The sequence below is a fragment of the Geomonas oryzisoli genome (assembly GCF_018986915.1).
GTDB classification, from domain to species: Bacteria; Desulfobacterota; Desulfuromonadia; order Geobacterales; family Geobacteraceae; genus Geomonas; species Geomonas oryzisoli.
On record NZ_CP076723.1, the window covers coordinates 1,071,397 to 1,090,853 of the forward strand.

General features: G+C 63.6%; 17 protein-coding genes. 11 read left to right on the forward strand and 6 right to left on the reverse strand.

Translation table 11 applies throughout. The features are described from left to right. Window positions 1-98: 98 nt before the first annotated feature. Genes KP004_RS04745 through KP004_RS04755 form a run of 3 tightly spaced genes read right to left on the reverse strand, consistent with a single transcriptional unit; the run spans window position 99 to window position 4,850 of the window. Window positions 99-2,369 carry a hybrid sensor histidine kinase/response regulator gene (locus KP004_RS04745; protein ID WP_216801237.1) on the reverse strand — a complete coding sequence of 757 codons (2,271 nt, stop codon included), beginning with the start codon at window positions 2,367-2,369 and terminating at the stop codon, window positions 99-101. Beyond that, window positions 2,366-2,809 (reverse strand): response regulator, encoded by a 444-nt coding sequence (locus KP004_RS04750; RefSeq protein ID WP_216801238.1) that lies wholly within the window; start codon window positions 2,807-2,809, stop codon window positions 2,366-2,368. The genes KP004_RS04745 and KP004_RS04750 overlap by 4 nt, the downstream gene beginning before the upstream one ends. Window positions 2,810-2,825: 16 nt before the next feature. Beyond that, window positions 2,826-4,850: a sensor histidine kinase gene (locus tag KP004_RS04755; protein WP_216801239.1), complete on the reverse strand. Its 2,025-nt coding sequence runs from the start codon at window positions 4,848-4,850 to the stop codon at window positions 2,826-2,828. A 417-nt stretch (window positions 4,851-5,267) separates the two neighbouring features. Here KP004_RS04755 and KP004_RS04760 point away from each other — a divergent pair, with 417 nt between their 5' ends. After that, complete coding sequence (locus KP004_RS04760; RefSeq protein WP_216801240.1) at window positions 5,268-5,732, forward strand: DoxX family protein; 465 nt, start codon at window positions 5,268-5,270, stop codon at window positions 5,730-5,732. A gap of 36 nt (window positions 5,733-5,768) precedes the next feature. Here KP004_RS04760 and KP004_RS04765 read toward each other — a convergent pair whose 3' ends face one another. Next, the gene (locus KP004_RS04765; protein WP_216801241.1) at window positions 5,769-6,515 is read right to left on the reverse strand and encodes a substrate-binding domain-containing protein; all 747 of its coding nucleotides are present in this window, start codon (window positions 6,513-6,515) and stop codon (window positions 5,769-5,771) included. Window positions 6,516-6,883: 368 nt separating this feature from the next. On the opposite strand from KP004_RS04765, the gene KP004_RS04770 reads away from it, so the two are divergent. The 10 genes from KP004_RS04770 (at window position 6,884) to KP004_RS04815 (ending at window position 16,287) form a co-directional block, all read left to right on the forward strand. After that, window positions 6,884-7,801, forward strand: a complete 918-nt coding sequence (locus tag KP004_RS04770) for a PLP-dependent cysteine synthase family protein (protein WP_216801242.1) — start codon at window positions 6,884-6,886, stop codon at window positions 7,799-7,801. Window positions 7,802-8,104: 303 nt separating this feature from the next. Continuing rightward, complete coding sequence (locus KP004_RS04775; RefSeq protein ID WP_216801243.1) at window positions 8,105-8,746, forward strand: hypothetical protein; 642 nt, start codon at window positions 8,105-8,107, stop codon at window positions 8,744-8,746. Window positions 8,747-8,930: 184 nt separating this feature from the next. Further along, the gene (locus KP004_RS04780) at window positions 8,931-9,794 is read left to right on the forward strand and encodes a L,D-transpeptidase (RefSeq protein WP_216801244.1); all 864 of its coding nucleotides are present in this window, start codon (window positions 8,931-8,933) and stop codon (window positions 9,792-9,794) included. A 233-nt stretch (window positions 9,795-10,027) separates the two neighbouring features. After that, window positions 10,028-10,354 carry a DUF3553 domain-containing protein gene (locus tag KP004_RS04785; RefSeq protein WP_216801245.1) on the forward strand — a complete coding sequence of 109 codons (327 nt, stop codon included), beginning with the start codon at window positions 10,028-10,030 and terminating at the stop codon, window positions 10,352-10,354. 156 nt (window positions 10,355-10,510) lie between these two features. After that, window positions 10,511-10,735 carry a hypothetical protein gene (locus tag KP004_RS04790; protein WP_216801246.1) on the forward strand — a complete coding sequence of 75 codons (225 nt, stop codon included), beginning with the start codon at window positions 10,511-10,513 and terminating at the stop codon, window positions 10,733-10,735. A 182-nt stretch (window positions 10,736-10,917) separates the two neighbouring features. Beyond that, a complete protein-coding gene (locus KP004_RS04795) occupies window positions 10,918-11,805 on the forward strand; it encodes a Rossmann-like and DUF2520 domain-containing protein (protein WP_216801247.1) in 888 nt (295 codons plus the stop codon). Between the two features lie 3 nt (window positions 11,806-11,808). Continuing rightward, window positions 11,809-12,882: a PAS domain-containing sensor histidine kinase gene (locus tag KP004_RS04800; protein WP_216801248.1), complete on the forward strand. Its 1,074-nt coding sequence runs from the start codon at window positions 11,809-11,811 to the stop codon at window positions 12,880-12,882. Between the two features lie 16 nt (window positions 12,883-12,898). Next, window positions 12,899-13,549 (forward strand): response regulator transcription factor, encoded by a 651-nt coding sequence (locus tag KP004_RS04805; RefSeq protein WP_216801249.1) that lies wholly within the window; start codon window positions 12,899-12,901, stop codon window positions 13,547-13,549. A gap of 124 nt (window positions 13,550-13,673) precedes the next feature. Continuing rightward, on the forward strand, window positions 13,674-14,309 hold the full coding sequence (locus KP004_RS04810) for a response regulator (RefSeq protein WP_216801250.1): 636 nt from the start codon (window positions 13,674-13,676) through the stop codon (window positions 14,307-14,309). A gap of 268 nt (window positions 14,310-14,577) precedes the next feature. After that, window positions 14,578-16,287 carry a methyl-accepting chemotaxis protein gene (locus KP004_RS04815; RefSeq protein ID WP_216801251.1) on the forward strand — a complete coding sequence of 570 codons (1,710 nt, stop codon included), beginning with the start codon at window positions 14,578-14,580 and terminating at the stop codon, window positions 16,285-16,287. Between the two features lie 314 nt (window positions 16,288-16,601). Here the strand turns inward: KP004_RS04815 and KP004_RS04820 are convergent, their stop codons facing one another. Together KP004_RS04820 and KP004_RS04825 are read right to left on the reverse strand one after the other, a co-directional pair. After that, window positions 16,602-17,096: a chemotaxis protein CheW gene (locus KP004_RS04820; protein WP_216801252.1), complete on the reverse strand. Its 495-nt coding sequence runs from the start codon at window positions 17,094-17,096 to the stop codon at window positions 16,602-16,604. Window positions 17,097-17,359: 263 nt separating this feature from the next. Next, window positions 17,360-19,396 (reverse strand): methyl-accepting chemotaxis protein, encoded by a 2,037-nt coding sequence (locus tag KP004_RS04825; RefSeq protein WP_216801253.1) that lies wholly within the window; start codon window positions 19,394-19,396, stop codon window positions 17,360-17,362. Window positions 19,397-19,457: the final 61 nt, after the last annotated feature.

Consider the following 19,457-nt stretch of genomic DNA (forward strand, 5'->3'; position numbering starts at 1 on the left):
GAGCTTTGTAAGGTGGCTGAGCGGAATGGAGCGTACCGCTAGAGGGACAGGCACCTACGGAGCCAGTCCCTTCTGCTACGACGCGAACACCAACCTTTCTACCCTCCCTGCTCCTTTCTTGCCTCGAGCACTTCCCTGATGCGCTGGATCAGCCGGCTGCTCTGGATCGGCTTGTGCAACACGTTGGCCATGATCCCCTTTCCCGCGAGGATGTCGTTGTCGTAGCCGGTGAGGAAGATGACCGGCAGGGACGGGTGCAGGGCGTTCAGCCCCTGCCCGCACTCGATGCCGTTGATGCCGGGGAGGATCACGTCGATCAGGGCGAGCGCGATGCCGGTGCTCTTGCGGGCGATGACGAGGGCCTCCTCGCCGCTGCCGGCCGCGACGGCCCGGTACCCCGAGGAAACCAGGGTGCGGGTCAGGGCGCTGCGCACCGCCTCTTCGTCCTCGACCACCAGGACCAGCTCACCGCTCCCCACCGGCACCCCTTGCTCGGTCAGCCGCGGCGTCTCTGCCGGCGGCGCCGTCAGCGGGATGCAGATGACGAACTCGGTTCCCCCATCCGGCGGCGTATGCACCGAAATGAAGCCGTTCATGCGCTGCACGGTGCCGTAGATCATGGAGAGGCCGAGCCCGGTCCCCTTGCCCACCTCCTTTGTGGTGAAGAAGGGTTCGAAGATGCGCCCCCTGATCTCTTCGGGGATGCCGTGCCCGCTGTCGCGCACCGACAGCTGCGCGTAACTGCCGCTGGTGGCGCTGCAGCCGCAGGTAAGGGCGCCTCCGTCCGCCTCCACCCGACGGGTCCTGATGGTGATGCTGCCGCGCCCCGATATGGCGTCGCGGGCATTGGTGACCAGGTTGAAGACGATCTGCTGCATCAGGCCCACGTCCGCCAGGATGTACAGCGGCTCGGCACACGGCTCCAGCTCGATGGCGATTTCCTCCGTGACCAGCTTGGTGGCCAGCTTGCGGCTTTGCCCGAGCAAGTCGTTGAGGTCGAAGTTGGTGAGCTCCACGGCGCTTTTGCGGCTGAAGACGAGCAGGTTCTTGGTGAGCGACGAGCCGTGCTCCACCGCCTTCACGATCTCGTCCAGATGCTGCGTGTCCACGCCCCCCTGCTGGTTCTCCACCGTCTGCAGGTAGGCATTGCCGGTGATCACCTGCATGATGTTGTTGAAGTCGTGCGCCACCCCGCCGGCCAACTGCCCCACCGCCTCCATCTTCTGGGCCTGGCGCAGTTGCTCCTCCATGGCGCGCTTCTCCGACACGTCCTCCTTGATCGCCATGTAGTGGGTGATCTCTCCCGCCTGGTTCCTGATGGGCGAGATGATGTCGTGCTCCCAGTACACGGTGCCGTCTTTCCTGGTGTTGCAGAAGTCTCCCTGCCAGACCTCCCCCTTGCACAGGTTCGCCCAGAGCAGTTGCGGGTTCTTCCCGACCATCTCTTCGGCGGTGTAGCCGGTCAGTTCGGAGAAGCGCGGGTTGACGAAATCTACGGTGCCGTGGCGGTCGGTGATGACGATGGCGGTGGGGCTCTGGTTCACCGCCACGTAGAGTTTTCTCAGCGTCTCCTCGGAGGCCGCCAGGGCCCGCCTGGTCTTCATCTCCTCGGTCACGTCGGTCAGCATGAACTGCATGTACGAGGTCGGGCCTATGCTGAGGATTTCCGCGGAATAGAGCAGGTCCACCCCCTCGCCCGACTTCCTGCGCAACCTGAGGGGCTGGTTCACGATGCGCCCGTGCTCCTGCAGGTGCCGGACGATGGCGGAGCGCTGCACACCGTTCAGGTAGATGCCCAGTTCGGTGGCGGTTCTCCCCACCACTTCGTCATGCTCGAAGCCGAGGATCTCGAGCCAGGCCCGGTTCACCTCCACCAGCCGCCCGGTGTCGAGCTCGCCGATCCCCACCCCGACCGGCGCGTGGTCGAACATGCTGCGGTACTTGCGCTCGCTGAGCATGAGGGCTTCTTCCGCCTGCAGCCGGGCATGATGCTCCTTCGCCTCTTTGACCGCCCGGGTGATGCAGGGGGCCAGGCGGGGGAGGTTGTCCTTGTGCACGAAGTCGGACATGCCGCGCTTGAGCAGTTCGACCGCCTGCTCTTCGCCCACGCTGCCCGAAACGAGGATCACCGGCAGTTCCGGGTAGCGGTCCCTGATGGTCGCCAGGGTTTCCTCGAACACCATGTGCGGGACGTTGTAGTCCGCGAGCACGAGGTCCCACTCTTCGCACAGGGATCGGCTCAACTGGTCGCGGTCGGCGATCCGGGAGAAGGACGCGGCGAAGCCGAAACCCTCGACCTGGCGCTGGATCAGCTTGAAGTCGGTGGCGTTGTCCTCGATCACCAGGATGCGCAGCGTCCGGTCGGTCATGCCTCCACCTTCGGTGCCTGGTTCACGGCGAGCCAATACACCCCCAACTGTGCCACGGTCTCGGCGAACTGGGCGAAGTCGAGCGGCTTGCGCACGAAGCTGTTGGCTCCCCCCTGGTAGCTGCGCACCCGGTCCTGTTCCTCGTCCGACGAGGTGAGCATGACGATGGGGATCTGGCGGGTCCTCTCGTCCTGCCGCAGGCGCTCCAGTACCTCGAGGCCGTTCACCCGGGGGAGGTTCACGTCCAGCATCACCACCGTCGGCAGGTCCCCGGCGCGCCCGGCGAAATCCCCCTCCCGGAGCAGGTAGTCCAGCGCCTGCTGGCCGTCGCGCACGACGAACACCTCGTTGGCCAGGTTGATCCTGTTCAGGGTGCGCAGGATCAGTTTCTCGTCCTGCGGGTTGTCCTCAACCAGCAGGATGGTCTTGTGTTCCGACATCGATGCCTCCTGTCATTTAAGGGAGCCAGAACCGGAAGGTCGCCCCATTGCCCGGCTCCCCGTCCGCCGCTATGGTGCCGCCGTGGCGGTTTACGATGCGCTGCACGGTGGCGAGCCCGATGCCGATGCCGGGGAACTCGTCCTGGCGGTGCAGCCGCTGAAACGGTTTGAAAAGACGCTCGGCGTGCCGCATGTCGAAGCCGGCCCCGTTGTCGGCGACGGCGATGAAGGTCCTCCCGTCGCGCAGCTCGGCGCAGACACGGATGCGGCCCGTCTCTGTGGAGGCCGAATACTTCCAGGCGTTGGACAACAGGTTGGTCAGCAGCATCTCGACCATGCGCGGGTCGCCGTTTACCTCGAGTCCGTCGTCTATCTGCCACTGCACCTTCCGTCCGGGTTCCTGGCGCTCCAGGTCCTTCATCAGCCGCTGCGCCAGGGCTGTCACGTCGACGGACCGACATTCCAGGGTGCTGCGGAGGCTGCGGGAGAGCACCAGGAGCCCGTCGACCAGTTCCCCCATCCGGTACCCCGCCGTCTGGATCTCCTGCAGGTGGTCGAGCCCCTCCTCGGAAAGCTGCGCCGCGCAGTCCTCCCGCAGCGCCTCGCTGAAGCCGATCATGGCGCGCAGCGGCGCGCGCAGGTCGTGGGACACCGCGTAGGCGAAGGCGTCCAGCTCCTGGTTGGCCGCTTTCAGTTCAGCCGTACGCAGCTCGACGCGCCGCTCCAGGTCCGTGTTGAGGCTCTCGATCTCCTCCTGCGCCTTCTTCAATCCGGTGATGTCCTCGGAGAAGAGCACGATGCCGCCGATAGTCCCGTCCGCCTGGCGCCAGGGGCGGATCTCCCAGCGGACCCACTGCACGGAACCGTCCGCGCGGACAAACCGGTCCGCGTCGGCACGCACCACCTCGCCGGCCAACCCGCGACGGTGGAATTCCCGCCACTCGGGGGGGATCTCCGGAAAGATGTCGTAGTGGGAACGGCCGATAATCTCCCGGCCTTCCAGGCCGTAATCTCTTATCCAGCGCAGACTGACGTGAAGGTAGCGCATATGCCGGTCGAACATGGCCAGGGCGGCGGGGGCGTGTTTTATGAAGATCTCCTGGCGTTCCTCGCTCTCCCGCCGCGCCGCCGCCGACTGCTCCAAAAGCGTCCGTGCCTCGGCGATCTCCGCGATTTCCGGGCCCGGCACCGGCGTCGGCTGTACCAGCCCCCGGACGGCACGCCCCAGACGGCTTGCCGCGAGGCTTCCACCGAGAACACCGGCGACGGTGGTGAGGAGAAGCCCCAGCGCCAGCAACAGGGCGAACCGCACCAGGGGAGCCCGGTAGGCGGCCGCGGGGATTTCGAGCACCACCGTCCAGGGGGAGAGTTCGGAACGCACCACCACCCGGTCGGCCGGGTCCGTCTCTTGGTGGCGCACCGCGTTGCGGCGCGCGATCTCGCGCCCCCCGCTGTCTTTGACCGCGATGGACCACCCTTCGGGGAGTCGGCGCCGGTCGATGCGCTGCTGCAAAAGGGTCGTGTCCAGCAGGGTGAGCAGTACGTATTCAGGGCGTTTTTTCCGCAGGACCGGAACCGCGATCGAGCAGAGCGGGGTCTTGCTGACCGGGCCGATGAAGAGGTCTCCCACCTCCGGCTTTCCGGAGGCAACGGCGGCGGGTGCGGCTGCCTTCCCCGTGGGGACCGGCAGCGGCGGAAGGGGGGTGCCCAGGGGGGTCCTGGTGTTCAAAAGCATCTGCATCGGGCGCCCGACGTCGGCCAGGATGACGTGGCTGCCGAAGGAGGCATGGAACGCCTGGGCTTCTTGGTAAAGTTCAGGCCACCGGGCCCTGTCCTCCAGCAGCGGGGAACTGGCCAGCATCTGGAGCGCCCCGATCCGGGACGCGAGGAACTGGTCCAGGTCGGTGGCGAAGTTGCCGGCCTGCATCGCGGCCTGGCGCAGGTCCTGCTGGTGGCGGGCGCGCAGGGTGTCCACCGCGAGCCACAAGGACAGTAGCATGAGCGGCAGGATGCTGAGCCAGATCAGTCGCCTCAGAAACAACGCTAGGGGCGTTTTCTGTTTGGCTGGAGCCACGGAATGTGTTTGGGAAGATTTCATTGGTGCTGCTCACTGTGTCGCGGGTGACCGTTCTCTGACAACGGAGAAAAAAAACGTATACCACCCTGTCATAGAATTTCTAGTAGAGCTTGTTTCATTTTCTCCTACAAAGAGGGGTTTGTGGCTTTCAGTGACCACGTAGTAACAAGTTTTGGGTCTAGTTCAGGAAATGAGGGTGTTGCTTGGAAATGACACAGTACCTGCATGGGGGGTGCTACGTGTACTGTGGTTGAAAACGCGGCAGCGGTGCGGCCGGTGGCACCGGCGCAGGACGCAAGCGGTGACGCGGCGCCCGAGTTGAATGTACGGGGGGGGATGGTATCGTTGACGGGTTTTAATTCCGCGGGGCAAGGAGGCGCTATGTTGGCGAGACTGTTGGCAACGGAGGATACGGCAAGCCTGACGGTTTTAAGACTGTTCCTTGCACTGGTGATGTTTCCTCACGGCGCGCAGAAGGTGTTCGGCTGGTTCGGCGGCCCGGGCTTTACCGGCACCATGGAGATGTTCACGAAGATGATGGGGATCCCGTATCTCTTCGGCCTGATGGCGGTGCTGACCGAGTTCGTCGGGCCGCTGCTGCTGGTCGCCGGGCTTGCCACCAGGGTGGCGGCCCTGGTGATGGCCGGCGAGATGGTGGTGGCGGTGGCGCTGGTGCACCTGCACAACGGCTTCTTCATGAACTGGACCGGCAAACAGGCCGGAGAAGGGTTCGAGTACCACATCCTCGTGGTGGGAATGGCGCTCGCGCTTATGATAGGCGGGGGCGGGTGCTGGTCCGTGGACCGGCTCATGTTCCGGCGGCGTGCAGGCGGGCCGCTAAGGTGACGGCGGCAGCGCGGGTAAGCGGCCCGAAGCGGGCGGCTATTTCAGGAAGCCGTACTCCGTCTTGTAGAAGTCGAGCACCGTCTGCACCTTGGCGCTGGGAGCGCCCTTGGTGAAGGCGTAGATCGGGCTGCCTATGGCGATGGTGTCGATGGAGCGGGTGGCGGCGGTGGTCATCTCATGGGAGACGACGCCGACGCTCCCCGGCAGCTTGGCCACGGTTTCCGCTATGTCGCGGTAGGTGGTGGCGGGGTGCCTGGTCGCGGTGACCGGCTCTCCGTCCAGCGCGATGCGGGTGAACTGGACGTTTTGCCCTTCGGTTTCCTTCCCCCACACCACGACGATCGGGAGGTTCTTGCCTCCCACCTCCTTCCAGGTACTGATCCTGCCCGTGAAGACGGCTTTCAACTGTTCTTTCGACAGCTGCCGTACCTCGCTGTCCCGGTTAGCGATGACGATGAGCTCGTTGTCGCCAACCTGGGTGGACACGATGGTGGCAGGATCTATCACGACCCCGTCCTTCGCGGCGCCGGCAACGATGTCCTCCAGGGGGTGAGCGCCGGTCGCTATGTCGACCTTGCCTTCGTTCAGGGCGATGAGCCCCTTCACAGCGGAGGACTGCACTATGGTGAGGTAATCGCCGTGCAGCTTCTCATAACGTTTCTTGATGGGAAGGAATACCGTGCTGATCGCGGTCCCGCCCCCCTCGATCTTTATCTCGCCGGCAAACGCCGGGACCCACAACGTCATGCTCAGCGCTACCGCTATGACAGTCCTCTTCATCATACCCCCGGTCTCTAATGAGTCCGAGGAATATAGGGTATTCCGTATTGAATGTAAATGTAAATTTCCCCGGTAGTTACGTTGCGACCGCTTGCCGCGTACGTCCTCGCCGTCTATGACCGGCTCCAGCCGCGGGGCTCCCCTGCCGGAAAACCGTGGCAAGCCGCAGCTTGTCGGGTCTTCGCTTCGCTGCGACAGTCATTCGCCGGCGCATCCGACCAAAACACAAGTCATTCTGCGGCGTGCCGCTATCTCCGGTAGTATCGGATCATGAAATTACCGGTTGTTCATTGCTGATCTGCCGTGCTATGCTGCCGAGCTGTCCGGCAAACCGGTATAGTTTGATTCGTTGATAGAAAGCGAGGCGCACATTGAAAGGGAAAAGCTTGATCGACTCCATCGGCTCGACGCCGCTCATCGAGATCGACTCTCTCTGTGACAACCCTGCCGTGAGGATCATGGCGAAACTCGAGGGGAGCAACCCCGGCGGCTCGGTCAAGGACCGCCCGGCGCGGCACATGATCCTGGCGGCCGAGAAAAGCGGCGAGCTGACCGTGGACAAGGTGATCCTGGAACCGACCTCGGGCAACACCGGCATCGCGCTGGCCATGATCGCCGCCGCCAGGGGGTACCGCATCAAGCTGGTGATGCCGGCCTGCGTCAGCATGGAGCGCCGCAGCGTGCTGGAGGCCTACGGTGCCGAGATCGTCCTTTCCCCGGGCTGCGAGGCGACCGACGGGGCGATCCGGCTGGCGCACAAGATCTTCGAGGAGCACCCCGGGAAGTACTACATGCCCAACCAGTACGCGAACCCCAACAACGTGCTCGCCCACTACGAGACGACCGGTCCCGAGATCTGGCGGCAGACCGGCGGCGCCATCACCCACATGGTGGCCGGCATGGGGACGGGGGGGACCCTGATGGGGCTCTCCCGCTATTTCCGCGAGACCGCACCCCAGGTCCGGGTGGTCGGCGTCGAGCCGGTGCTGGGACACAAGATCCAGGGGCTTAAGAACATGCAGGAGGCCATCGTCCCTCCCATCTACGACGCGACCGCCTACCACCAAAAGCTCGTGGTGGAGGATGACGATGCCTTCGAGACCGCGAGGCTCCTCGCGGCACAGCACGGCATCTTCTGCGGCATGTCCGGCGGGGCCGCCGTTTTCGGAGCGCTCAAGCTGGCCCGGGAGCTGGAATCCGGGACCATCGTGGTGATCCTCCCCGACCGCGGCGACCGCTACCTGAGCACCAACCTCTTCAAATCGATGTGCGCGCAGTGCCCCCCCTAGCTGGGACGGCGCAATCATGAACAGCAAAGCCCCCCCGGCAGTCACAGCCGGCGGGGCTTTTTTTTCGGCCACGCTCTTCCTCCCTAAAGGGGAGGTTCATCCGTGAATTCCGGGGAAATCTCCCCCTCCCTTGACGGGAGGGGGACCCAAACGCGGTTCTCCCCGGAATTACCCGATGAACCAAAAGGGAGGAGGGGAAGCAGCAAGGGGAGGGGAGAAGAGTCGAAATTTAAAAAATTAAAGTCGGCGGTCGCTATTCCCGATACGGAACCTATCGGCTCAAAACCGTAAGGAGGTCAGGGTATGGAAATTTCGACTGTACGCAATGCGACGGCTCTTCCCCTTGCCACCCAGACACTGCAGGCAACCGCCTCTGCTTCTGCTGATACGAAAAAGGTCCCGGCAGGCAAAGACGAGGTAACGGTCTCCGACGAGGCGCTGGCATCGTCCAGGCAGGCGACCGCAGACTCCTCCGCCGCACCGGACGGCACGCTGCGCCTGCTTGGAGATCTACTGAACCAGATCACCGGCAGCACGGTGCAGCAGTTGAGCTACCAGGAAACGGATATCGCCGCGCAGTCCGCTTCGCTCTCCTTCAGCGGGACCATAGCCACCAGGGACGGCAAGGAAGTGAGCTTCGGACTCCAGCTTGACTATGACCACCTCTCCGTCCAACAGCAGTCGGCCACCTTCCAGTCCGGCCCCGACGGCCTTTCGCTGACCTACCAGGGGGATGCTGCCGAGTTGACCAGCAGAAGCTTCAGTTTCTCCCTGGCGGCCGGCGCCGACAGCCAGGCTGTGACCGGCAAAGGCGTGTTCCACCTGAACGACGAGGTGAGCCGGATCGCCAAGGAGATGAAGCCGGCGGTGAAGGAATTCATGGCCGCAACCGGCGCCCAAGGGGGATGGGGCCAAGTGAACCGACTGCTGCGCTCCACCGTCTGATACGTTGTCGGCACCTGCACGGCAAGAAAAAGCCCCCGATCCAGGTCGCGGGGCTTTTTATTTTCAGGCGCCCCCCGTTACTGATGAGGGAACCTACCCTTTCAGTTTCATGAGAGGTTTGGTATAATGAAGTCGTCTCTCAACCGGCGGCCAGCCGCTTCACTGGCCAAGGAACGAGGCGCACATGAAACCGCTGCTGCGCACACTCTGCACCCTGCTGATTCTCCTCGGCGTGACCAGCCTCCCCTGTTCTGCAGCCGACAAGATTCGATCCCTCTGTGACATCCACTATCCCACCGACTACCTCTACGAGTGGGACTGCGTCAAGATCACCGGCAAAGACACACCCTACCGGATCTTCGGCAAACAGTGGCAGGACGGCCTGCGCTTCAACCGCATGGACCGGCGCCATTTCCTGGCCGGCATGTCGGTCAAGGTTCCCAAGCACATGGAGGACATAAAGGAATTCAACCCGATGCCTCCCTTTCACTACGAAGCCGAGAAGGAGCCGCAGTTGATCCTCATCGACCAGAACGAAATGTTCCTGGGAGCCTACGAGTTCGGCACCCTGGTCTTCTCGGCGCCGGTCGCGGTCGGGGTGGAGGAGTACCGCCTCAAGAACGGCACCTACCGCGTCGATACCGCCGACCCGAAGCACGAGTCGAGCCTCTACCCGGTCGAGGGGACGGACCGCCCCTACCCGATGCACTACGGGCTGCGCTTTTACGTGGACAAGAAGGACGACGGCTGGACCTCTTACTGGATCCACGGCCGCGATCTCCCCGGTTATCCCGCCTCCCACGGCTGCATCGGGCTCTCCGACGAAGAGATGCAGCTCGCCTATTACGGCGAACCGGCCAAGCCCCTGCTTATGGACGCAAAAACGCTGTACCGCTGGGCAGTCGGCTTCCACGACACCGGAACGCTGCAGAGGCTGCGCGGACCGATGGTCATCATCATGGGAGAGCCGCAGGTGCCGCCCGACCAGTTGAGGCCACTTGCCGAGCCGACGGTCGCGCCTGCTGCCGTCGCGCCGTCGCACCCGTAAACCCGTGCCGGAAAAATCGCCCTTGCGCTGTCCATTTCCGGTTTCCGGTGTATATTCTCATGGTGCCCAGGTTCCCGGGCATCGCTCCCTGCAGCAGCAGTCACGTCTCTTGATCAGTTGATCTGTCTTTCCAACAATCGATCCATGTTCGCAGCCAGCAGCCTCGACCTTCCCGGCCGAGCGTGTCGACGCGTCCGCCCTGGACCGAAAACGTCACCAGCGAGGGTACAAAGATGATCGTCAAACGCGGCAGCGTGGTGAGTCATGCCATGGCACAGCAATGGGGTACCGGCAAGGTGGTCGAAGTGGACGACGTGAGGGCCACCATCCGCTTCAACGACGGCATGGTCCGAAAGATCATCTCCTCGCATTTCGACGACCTGAAGCCCGCCGACCCGGCCAGCTACCATCCGCCGGCGAAGGCGCAGAAGGGGAGAGAGAAGGTGCAGGCGGCCGGCTCCGGTGCCAAGTCGCCCCGCTCCAAGACGCCCCGCGCCAAGACGTCCCGCGCCAAGGCGACCCGGACCAAGAAAGCGGCAGCCGGCGCGACGGCGCAATAGGGAGAGGCTGCGGCAGCGAACGCATGACGGAGCTGCGACGAGCGATTCTGTATGGCAGGGGGGAGCATCTGTTTGGTCGCTTGCCACGCGCGGAAATGCCGTCATACTCTCTCTCATGAGATCAGCGACCGCAGTTGCCGCGGGAGGAGGAGAACCATGAAATGCCCGGTATGTAAGAACCATGCGCAGGTCGATACCAACCTCCATTCGGAGGGGTTCAACGAGGGGATCACGGAATGCAGCGTCTGCGGCACGGTCTGGTCCGCTAACCACGGCGTCATCGAGATCGTCAAAGACCCACAGGAGGAATCGTTCCTGGAAGTCTCGAGCGAGTGCGTCGAGGGTGATGATTACAGTCTGAACCTTGATGGCAAGTCGTAACTGCCGCCGTCCATCCCGCCGCCCGTCTCCAAAATCCCCCTCCCGACGGAGGGGGATTTTTTTCCCCGCTGCCATTGTCTCATCCTTTTCGCAACTCCTCTCCCGCCGGCGCCGGTACCGTTGACACCCCCGTTTGATTTAGCGTAACCTGTGCAGGTTGTCCGGATTCAGGGGGTAGAGCCATGAAAACCTTCAGCATCATCGGTTGCGGCGCCGTGGGTAAGACGCTGGGGCGCCTGCTGCAGCAGTCGGGTGCCGTGCAGATCAGGGACATCCTGACCCGTGCTGCGGCCACCGCGCAGGCCGCGGCCGATTTCATCGGGGCAGGGCGTCCCGTCGTCGATTTCGGGGAACTCGAGCGCGCCGACCTGTACCTGGTGGCGAGCTCCGACGACGCCATCGCCGCCTGCGTAGAAGGGCTCTGCCGGGCTCAACTGCTGGACCGGCACACCACGGTGTGTCACCTAAGCGGCGCGCTGGGGAGCGACGTCCTGGGGGGCGCCGCGGCCATGGGGGCACAGGTGGCGAGCGTTCATCCGGTGAAAAGCTTCGCCGACCCCGCCGTCTGCGTCGGCGATTTTGCCGGAACCTGGTGCGGGATCGAGGGGGATCGGGAGGCGCAGGAAATCCTGGGGACGCTCTTTCGCGGCATCGGCGGGAAGGTCTTCAGTATCGATCCCCGTTTCAAGACCGTTTACCACGCCGGCTCCGTGCTGGTCTGCAACTACCTCACCGCCTTGCTCGAGGCGGGGCTCAGGGCCTACCAGAAGGGGGGAGTTCCCCGCGAGACCGCACTGCAGGTCATGGAGCCGCTGGTGCGAGGCACCGTCGACAACGTCTTTCGGGTCGGCACCGCCGCCGCCCTGACCGGTCCCATCGCCCGCGGCGACGCCGGGGTGGTGGGGCGGCAGCTGGATGCACTGGAAGGCTTCGACACGAAACTGGCGCTCATCTACCGCGCCCTGGGGAGTGTCGCGCTCGAGTTGTCGCGTGAGCGGGGGCAGGCGTCGGCAGCGGGGCTCTCCGCAATCGAGGAACTGCTGGCAACGCGCAGGGCAGGAGCATCGTAGGGTATGTCGCACCGCTTGAAGCATGAGCCGATGAAAACAAAAGAACTGCTGGATGCGGTCGTGAACGGGACCTCCGACCTAATCTACGCGAAGGACCTCGAGGGGAATTACCTGCTCATCAACCGCGAGGCGGCCAAGTGGTATGGCAAGCCGGCGCAGGAGATCCTGGGGCTGGACGACAGCGACCTCTTCCCCGACGAAGTGGTGCAGGTGCTGCGTGAAAACGACCACCGGGTGATGGCCTCGGCTGTCAGCTCGACCATGCAGGAGAGGGTCGTCGACCGGGTCGGCCGCCCCTGCGTCTTCCTCTCCACCAAGGGACCGCTCTTCGACGCCAACGGCAGGGTGAGCGGCATCTTCAGCATCTCCCGCGACATCACCGAGCAGGTGCAGGCCCAGGAACTGTTGCTGTCCAACCAGGAACAGCTCAGTGCACTGGCGATCGAGCTGTCTTCGGCGGAAGAGAAGGAGCGCCGCCGCATCGCCGCCGACCTGCACGACGAGATCGGGCAGAACCTGGCCCTGGCCAAGCTGAAGCTCAGCGACTGCCGGCACGATTTCAAGCTTCCCGCCGCCGCGACCCGGACTGTTCGGGAGCTGGAGCTTCTGCTCGAAAGGACCATCCAGGAAGTGCGCACCCTCACCTTCCAGATCAGTCCGCCGCTGCTGTACGAGGTGGGGCTGGAGGCGGCGCTGGACTGGCTTGCGGAAGAGTTCCAGGCTAAGCACAAGTTGCAGGTCAGGGTTGAGAGCGACCTGCACGCTCCGCTGGACGAGGAGTTGGGGACAACCCTCTACCATGTGGCGCGCGAGCTGCTGGTGAACGTGGTCAAGCATGCCGGGGCCGGCAAGGTTTCCATAACCATCGGCGTAGCGGAAAAGCGGCTGGAGCTCAAGGTTTCCGACGACGGCAAGGGCTTCTCGCACCAGGCCGAGGAGGGGGGGATGATCTCTGGATTCGGCCTCTTCAACATTCGGCAAAGGGTGCAGCATCTGGGCGGGCAACTGGAGTTCGCTTCGGGCCCCGGTGGCACCGAGGTCACGGTCCGCGTCCCCTGGTCCGGCGCCGATCATTAACAACACGGGAGTCGCGATGATACGCGTAATGATAGTGGACGACCACAGCATAGTCCGGGAGGGGATACGGATCCTGCTGGAGAAGTTCCCGGACATCGAGGTGGTCGCCGATGCCGACAACGGCAGGTCGGCGCTGGAGGTTGCCGGGAGTGCTTCACCGGGCGTGGTGCTGATGGATACCAGCATGCCGGGCATGAACGGGATCGAGGCGACCCAGCGGCTCGGCGTTGAATGCCCGTCGGCGCGGGTTTTGATCCTCTCGATGCACAAGGACAAACGTTTCGTCGCCCAGGCCTTCAGGGCGGGGGCGCGCGGCTACCTGCTCAAGGACTGCACCTCGGCGGAACTGGTGCACGCTGTGCGGGCGGTGGCGGCTGGTGAGATCTACGTCTGCTCCGGCATCATCGGCGTGGTCATCGACGACTACATAAAGAGAATCCCCGACTCCTTCGCCCAGAGCGAGGCGGCGCTGACCCCGCGGGAACGGGAGGTGCTGCAGCTGATCGCCGAAGGAAACAACGCCAAGAACATAGCCTTCCTGCTCAAGATCAACGTGAAGACCGTTGATACCCACCGTCAGCAGATCATGAAGAAGCTGAAGCTGTACTCCATCGCGGAACTGACCAAGTTCGCCATAAGGGAAGGGGTCACCAGCCTGGAAAACTGATCGGGTCAGGAAAATCTCCGTGTCCTCTCATAGAAACCCTTATATCGATACTGGTTTCTATTTGTTAGAGTTGCTTTCATTTGCGATCCTGAACCTCCTCGCGCAGCAGCAACTACCGGGACCGATGCAGACTACAAAAATCATCCTTGCCGACGACCACGCGCTGATCCGGGAATGCCTGATCGCGATGCTTGAGAAATGCCCAGGATTGGAAATCGTGGCCCAGGCTGCGAGCGGAATGGAGGCCGTGCGGCTCGCCTACGACCTGCAACCGGACCTTGTCCTGATGGACCTGGTGATGCCCGACGGTAACGGCATCGAAGCGAGCCGCTGCATCCTGAGCGCCTTCCCGGACATGAAGGTGCTGGTCCTCTCCATGTACGGCGATGCGCGCTCGGTGCGACAGGCCCTGGATGCCGGCGCGCGCGGGTTCCTGGTCAAAAGCTGCCCGTCCGACGAGATCGTCGAAGCCATCCGCATCGTTTCCGACAACGGTTTCTATCTGAGCTCCCACGTGCAGGGGGTCCTGGAGCACGAGCTTCAGACCGCAGCAGGGAAACTGCCGCTCACCTCGCGCGAGGAGGAGGTGCTGGTGCTGATGGCCCAAGGCAAGACCTCCCGGGAGATCGCCGTCCTGCTCCAGATCAGTCCCAAGACCGTAGAAACCCACCGCATGCACCTCATGAAAAAGCTGAACCTCACCAGTATCGCCAGCCTCACCAAGTACGCCATCAGGGAAGGCCTGCTGCCGCTCGATTGATCCCCGGCCCAAGCAGGCCCATGCCGCTTCACCCCCTTCACCCTCCTTCTTTTTTGTCGCCTTCTTCCTGGTCCCCGCGTGTTCCGGCAGCGCCGCCGGCGGTTCTTCGCTCGCCTCACGGAACCGTCTCGGCCAAAATGCCGCCGTAAGCAGGCCTTTTTCTGATTCACCGCGCGCTTTTCCGGTCGATGAAACATGGGACGGTCGGCGAGGCACCCGCACAGGAGCTACCTCGCCCGGACAACCACACCCGGAGGACGGAGCTCACATGAAATGGTTCACCAATCTGAAGGTAGGCACTAAGCTTGTCGCGGCGTTTGTAGCGGTATCGGTCATCACGGCCGTGGTGGGGATCATCGGCATCCGCAACATGGGGACCATCAATGACATGGCCGATGAAATGTACATGAGGGAGCTGCTGGGGGTCTCCAATATCAAGGAAGCCAACATCAACCTGATTTACATCTCCCGGGCCGAGAAGAACTACCTCCTTGCCACTACGCAGCAGGAGCGGGAGAAGTACGTCACCAACATAAACAAATACAAGGCCGGCTATAAGGAATGGCTGGACAAGGCGAGGCCGCTGTTCACCTCGGAGAAGGGAAAGATTCTCCTGAAACGGCTGGAGACGGCCAACGAGGAGTGGTTCGCGCTGCAACAGAAGGTGATCGAATTGGGGGCAAAGGACAAGCTCAACGACAGCTCGCCCGCGGTGACCCTCTCCTTCGGTGAGGCCCGCACCAAACAGACCGTGGTGGATGAGACCCTGACCGAACTGGCCCGGCTGAAGGAAGAGAATGCCAAGGACGCAGCGGTGGAGACCGCCAGAATCTACAAGGGGAGCCTGACGCTGATGGTGAGCCTAGTGGCGGGCGGCGTTCTGATCGGCCTGGCGCTGGGGATCATCATCTCGCGCATGATCAGCGTCCCGCTCCGGCGCGGCGTCGAGTTCGCCTCAGTCGTGGCGGATGGTGACCTGACCCAGACCATCGATCTCGACCAGAAGGACGAGGTCGGCCAGTTGGCCGCGGCGCTGAACAACATGGTGGGGCGCCTGAAGGGGATCGTCGCCGAGGTGAAGAGCGCGTCCGATAACGTGGCGGCGGGGAGCCAGCAGCTTTCCTCCGGGGCGGAGGAGATGTCCCAGGGGGCCACTGAGCAGGCGGCGTCCGCCGAGGAGGCCTCGTCCTCGATGGAACAGATGTCCTCCAATATCCGACAGAACGCGGACAACGCCATTCAGACCGAGAAGATCGCGGTGAAGTCGGCCCAGGACGCCCGGGAAGGGGGGCAGGCCGTCCAGGAGACGGTGACCGCCATGAAGGAGATAGCCGGCAAGATCGGCATCATCGAGGAGATCGCGCGCCAGACCAACCTGCTTGCGCTCAATGCCGCCATCGAAGCGGCCAGGGCGGGGGAGCATGGCAAGGGGTTCGCGGTGGTCGCCTCCGAGGTGAGAAAGCTCGCGGAACGGAGCCAGAGAGCGGCCGCCGAGATCAGCGAGCTCTCGGCCAGCAGCGTCGATGTGGCCGAGAAGGCAGGAGACCTGCTGGCCAAGATGGTGCCGGACATCCAGAAGACCGCCGAACTGGTGCAGGAGATCAGCGCGGCGAGTAAGGAGCAGGACACCGGTGCGGACCAGATCAACCGGGCGATCCAGCAGCTGGACCAGGTGATCCAGGCCAATGCGGGAGCCTCCGAAGAGATGGCCTCCACCGCCGAGGAACTCTCCAGCCAGGCCGAACAGCTGCAGACCGCGGTCTCCTTCTTCAAGATCGGCGACGAGCGCCTGAGGAGGGTTGCGCCTGCGGCCAAGGTCGCTCCCACCGCCAAGCCGGCCGCGGCGCAGGGGAAGCAGCTGACCCGCGCCAAGGTCGCGGCCCCCGGCGCGACGGCCGCGCAGGTGAAGAAGGCCGTGGGGCATGACTTCAACCTGGACGACAAGAGCGCGAGCGACGCGGATTTCGAGCAGTACTAGCTTTGATTGAGTCGGCGGCCTGAGGGCCGCCTGTGATGCCCTGCCATGCAGCGCCGTCCCCCGGGACGGCGCTTTTTTTTGCCTCGACCAGGGACCAGGAGGTCGGCGTCCTTGCCGGCAGGCCGGCGCAGGGGCTGCATAGCCCCCCCTCCCTTGACGGGAGGGGGCCGGGGGGTGGGTGAAGACTCACCGAACGGATATGATGCCCGCAAGGATCAGAACCTTCGGGCGCAGCCCAATAAAAAGGGGCAGCCGCTCCATGGCGGCTGCCCCTTGCCTCTTTCGATTCGTTCTGTCTATTGTCCGGTCGCCTGCTAAGCCGCGGCCCCTTCCAGCTCCTGGACCATTTCCAGTTCGCCGCTGGTGAACACCTTGTCGATGTCCAGGATGATGATGAACTGCTCGTTGTGCTTGCCCATCCCCTTGATGAAGTCGGTGTTGAGCTTGGTGCCGATACGCGGCGGCGGCTCGATCTGGTCCGGCTCCAGGTCCATGACCTCCTGGACCGCGTCGGCCATGGCTCCCATGACCACCTTTTCGCCTTCCAGTTCCACCTCGACGATGATGACGCAGGTGTTGACCGTCTGCTCAGCCATCGCCATGCCGAACTTCAGGCGCAGGTCCACCACCGGGACCACGCTGCCGCGCAGGTTGATGACGCCGCGCATGTAGTCCGGCGTCTGCGGCACCTTGGTGATGGACGTGAAATCCAGCACCTCGCGCACCTTGCCGATGTCCAGGGCGAACAGCTCGTCCTCCAGCTTGAAGGTCAGATACTGGGTAGTTTCCGTGATTGTCTCGACCGCCATATTCTCTCTCCTCTCTCAGTTTTGACTGTCGGTGCGCCCCACTATGAGTAACGACCAATCAGGCTAGGCTCGAACCGGTTCCGCCGATCGTGCACCCGGAACCCATCAAATATATCGTCACATTGCGGCGCTAAATTGAGTCAAAAAAACCGTGGTTACAAAGTTATAATCTGCCGGCGCCCGCCCCTGGGCCGGAGGGAGGGGAAGGAAGTCGTGGCGCAGCGGCCGGTGCCGCAAGCCGCTGCGCCGATGGGAACACCCTTTTAGAAGCTTTCGAATGCCTCGTCGTTCAGGTCCAGGTGGACGGCGTGAGGAGCGGCGTGGGTGAGCGAACGGGCCGGCGCGGCAGCCTTCTTGGCCGGCTTGGCAGCCGCCTTGCGCGGTGCGGCAGCCGTCGAGGCGGTGTGGGCCACCCTGAAGAAGCTGATGGTGTGCTGCAGCTGCTCCGACTGCGAGGCGAGCTCTTCCGCGGTGGCCGACATCTCCTCGGCGGCCGAGGCGTTCTGCTGGATCACCTGGTCGAGCTGCTGGATCGCTTTGTTGATCTGCTCGGCGCCGGTGTCCTGTTCTCTGCTGGCGGCGGTGATCTCCTGCACCAGTCCGGCCGTCCTCTGGATGTCCGGCAGCATGTTGGAGAGCATGGCCCCGGCGGTTTCGGCCACCTCGACGCTCGAAGAGGAGAGATCCGAGATCTCCGCCGCAGCCTTCTGGGAACGCTCGGCCAGCTTTCTCACCTCGGACGCGACCACGGCGAACCCCTTGCCGTGCTCGCCGGCGCGCGCCGCCTCGATGGCGGCGTTCAGTGCCAGGAGGTTGGTCTGCCGCGCGATCTCCTCGATGATGGAGATCTTGCCTGCGATCTCTTTCATTGCGGACACCGTCTGTGCCACCGCCTTGCCCCCCTCCTGCGCATCCGCCGCGGACTTGACCGCGATCTTCTCGGTCTGCAGGGCGTTATCCGCGTTCTGTCTGATGTTGGAAGACATCTCTTCCATGGAGGAGGAGGCCTCCTCCGCGGCTGCGGCCTGCTCGGTGGCCCCCTGCGACATCTGCTCTGCGCTGGAGGACATCTGCTGGCTGCCTGCCGCGACGTTGTCCGATGCATTCTTGACGTCGTTGACCACCTCGGAGAGCTTGCCGACCATGTTGCCCAGCGAGCGCATCAGCTCGTCCTCGGCGGAGCGTTCGGTGATGGTGACGGTGAGGTTGCCGTCGGCCACCTCCCTCGCTGCGGCGGTGATGGTGTCGGTGGCCCGGATCAGCACGTTCAGGTTGTTCTTGATCTCGTTGAAGTCACCTTTGTACTCTTCCCTGATCTCGGGCGGCATGTTCCCCTTGGAGATACGCTCCACGTATTCGGCTGCCACGTTGAGCGGGCCGATCACCGCGTCGAGGGTGCCGTTGACCCCTTCCACGACCTCGCGATAGGCGCCCTGGTGCCGGGAGGCGTCGGCGCGGCTGGCCAGTTTCCCTTCCATCGCGGCCGCGGAGAGGTCCATGGTGTCCGCCACCAGCGCCTTGATGCTCGCCACCATGGTCTGCATGGCCTGCAGCAGCTGCCCCGTCTCGTCCTTCCCGGTCTCCGCGATGGAGACGGAGAGGTCGCCGCAGGCCAGCTTTTCCGCGATCTGGACCCCGGTGCCGAGCGCACGGCTGATCATGCGCGAGACCAGGACCGCCAGCAACGCCCCGATCAGAACCGCAGCCACCAGGGCGGCGATGATCATCCAGCGGGAGCTCTGGTAGGTTTGGGTCGCGCGGTGCGCCGCCTCCTCCGCCCCCTTGTCGTTCATGGCCACGCCCTTCTCGATGGAGACCACCGCCTCGCTGAAGCTCTTGGCGCCGTCTCCCTGCAAAAGCGCCAGGGCCTGCTGCTTCTTGTTCTGCCGGGAAAACTCGATCACCTTCTGGTGGTCCGCCAGGTACTGGCCCCATTCGGTCGTGAACTCCTGCAGGTTCTTTTTCTCCTCGGGGGTGTCGGCCAGCTTCTCGTACTGCCCCGTTACCTTTTTGATGCCGGCCAACTCCTCTTCCAGGGTCTTCTCGAGTTTTTTCATCTCTTCCTGGGACGTGGCCAGGACGTGCTGGAATTCTGCGTTGCGTACGTCGCCCATGCCGATGCGCATGTCGTCCAGTGCATTGACGCCCGGCAGCCATTGCGTTGTTACCTCGACCGTGTCACGGTTCAGGCGTGCCAGCTGCCAGATGGAGAAGATCCCCAGTGCCGTGGCGAGCAGCAGTACCGACGCTACGACCGCCAGGATTTTCCCGCCGATCTTCATGTCATTGAACCATTTCATGTTTCTCTCCTATGTGCTATGGGTTGAGGCCGCTGGTGCGGCCCGGGTTCAGGCGCTGGGT

Excerpts from the sequence above, each read along its gene's own strand:
- KP004_RS04745 (WP_216801237.1), bottom strand. The coding sequence starts at position 2,369 with ATGACCGACCGGACGCTGCGCATCCTGGTGATCGAGGACAACGCCACC.
- KP004_RS04750 (WP_216801238.1), bottom strand. The coding sequence starts at position 2,809 with ATGTCGGAACACAAGACCATCCTGCTGGTTGAGGACAACCCGCAGGAC.
- KP004_RS04760 (WP_216801240.1), top strand. The coding sequence starts at position 5,268 with ATGTTGGCGAGACTGTTGGCAACGGAGGATACGGCAAGCCTGACGGTT.
- KP004_RS04765 (WP_216801241.1), bottom strand. The coding sequence starts at position 6,515 with ATGATGAAGAGGACTGTCATAGCGGTAGCGCTGAGCATGACGTTGTGG.
- KP004_RS04775 (WP_216801243.1), top strand. The coding sequence starts at position 8,105 with ATGGAAATTTCGACTGTACGCAATGCGACGGCTCTTCCCCTTGCCACC.
- KP004_RS04780 (WP_216801244.1), top strand. The coding sequence starts at position 8,931 with ATGAAACCGCTGCTGCGCACACTCTGCACCCTGCTGATTCTCCTCGGC.
- KP004_RS04785 (WP_216801245.1), top strand. The coding sequence starts at position 10,028 with ATGATCGTCAAACGCGGCAGCGTGGTGAGTCATGCCATGGCACAGCAA.
- KP004_RS04790 (WP_216801246.1), top strand. The coding sequence starts at position 10,511 with ATGAAATGCCCGGTATGTAAGAACCATGCGCAGGTCGATACCAACCTC.
- KP004_RS04795 (WP_216801247.1), top strand. The coding sequence starts at position 10,918 with ATGAAAACCTTCAGCATCATCGGTTGCGGCGCCGTGGGTAAGACGCTG.
- KP004_RS04800 (WP_216801248.1), top strand. The coding sequence starts at position 11,809 with ATGTCGCACCGCTTGAAGCATGAGCCGATGAAAACAAAAGAACTGCTG.
- KP004_RS04805 (WP_216801249.1), top strand. The coding sequence starts at position 12,899 with ATGATACGCGTAATGATAGTGGACGACCACAGCATAGTCCGGGAGGGG.
- KP004_RS04810 (WP_216801250.1), top strand. The coding sequence starts at position 13,674 with ATGCAGACTACAAAAATCATCCTTGCCGACGACCACGCGCTGATCCGG.
- KP004_RS04815 (WP_216801251.1), top strand. The coding sequence starts at position 14,578 with ATGAAATGGTTCACCAATCTGAAGGTAGGCACTAAGCTTGTCGCGGCG.
- KP004_RS04820 (WP_216801252.1), bottom strand. The coding sequence starts at position 17,096 with ATGGCGGTCGAGACAATCACGGAAACTACCCAGTATCTGACCTTCAAG.
- KP004_RS04825 (WP_216801253.1), bottom strand. The coding sequence starts at position 19,396 with ATGAAATGGTTCAATGACATGAAGATCGGCGGGAAAATCCTGGCGGTC.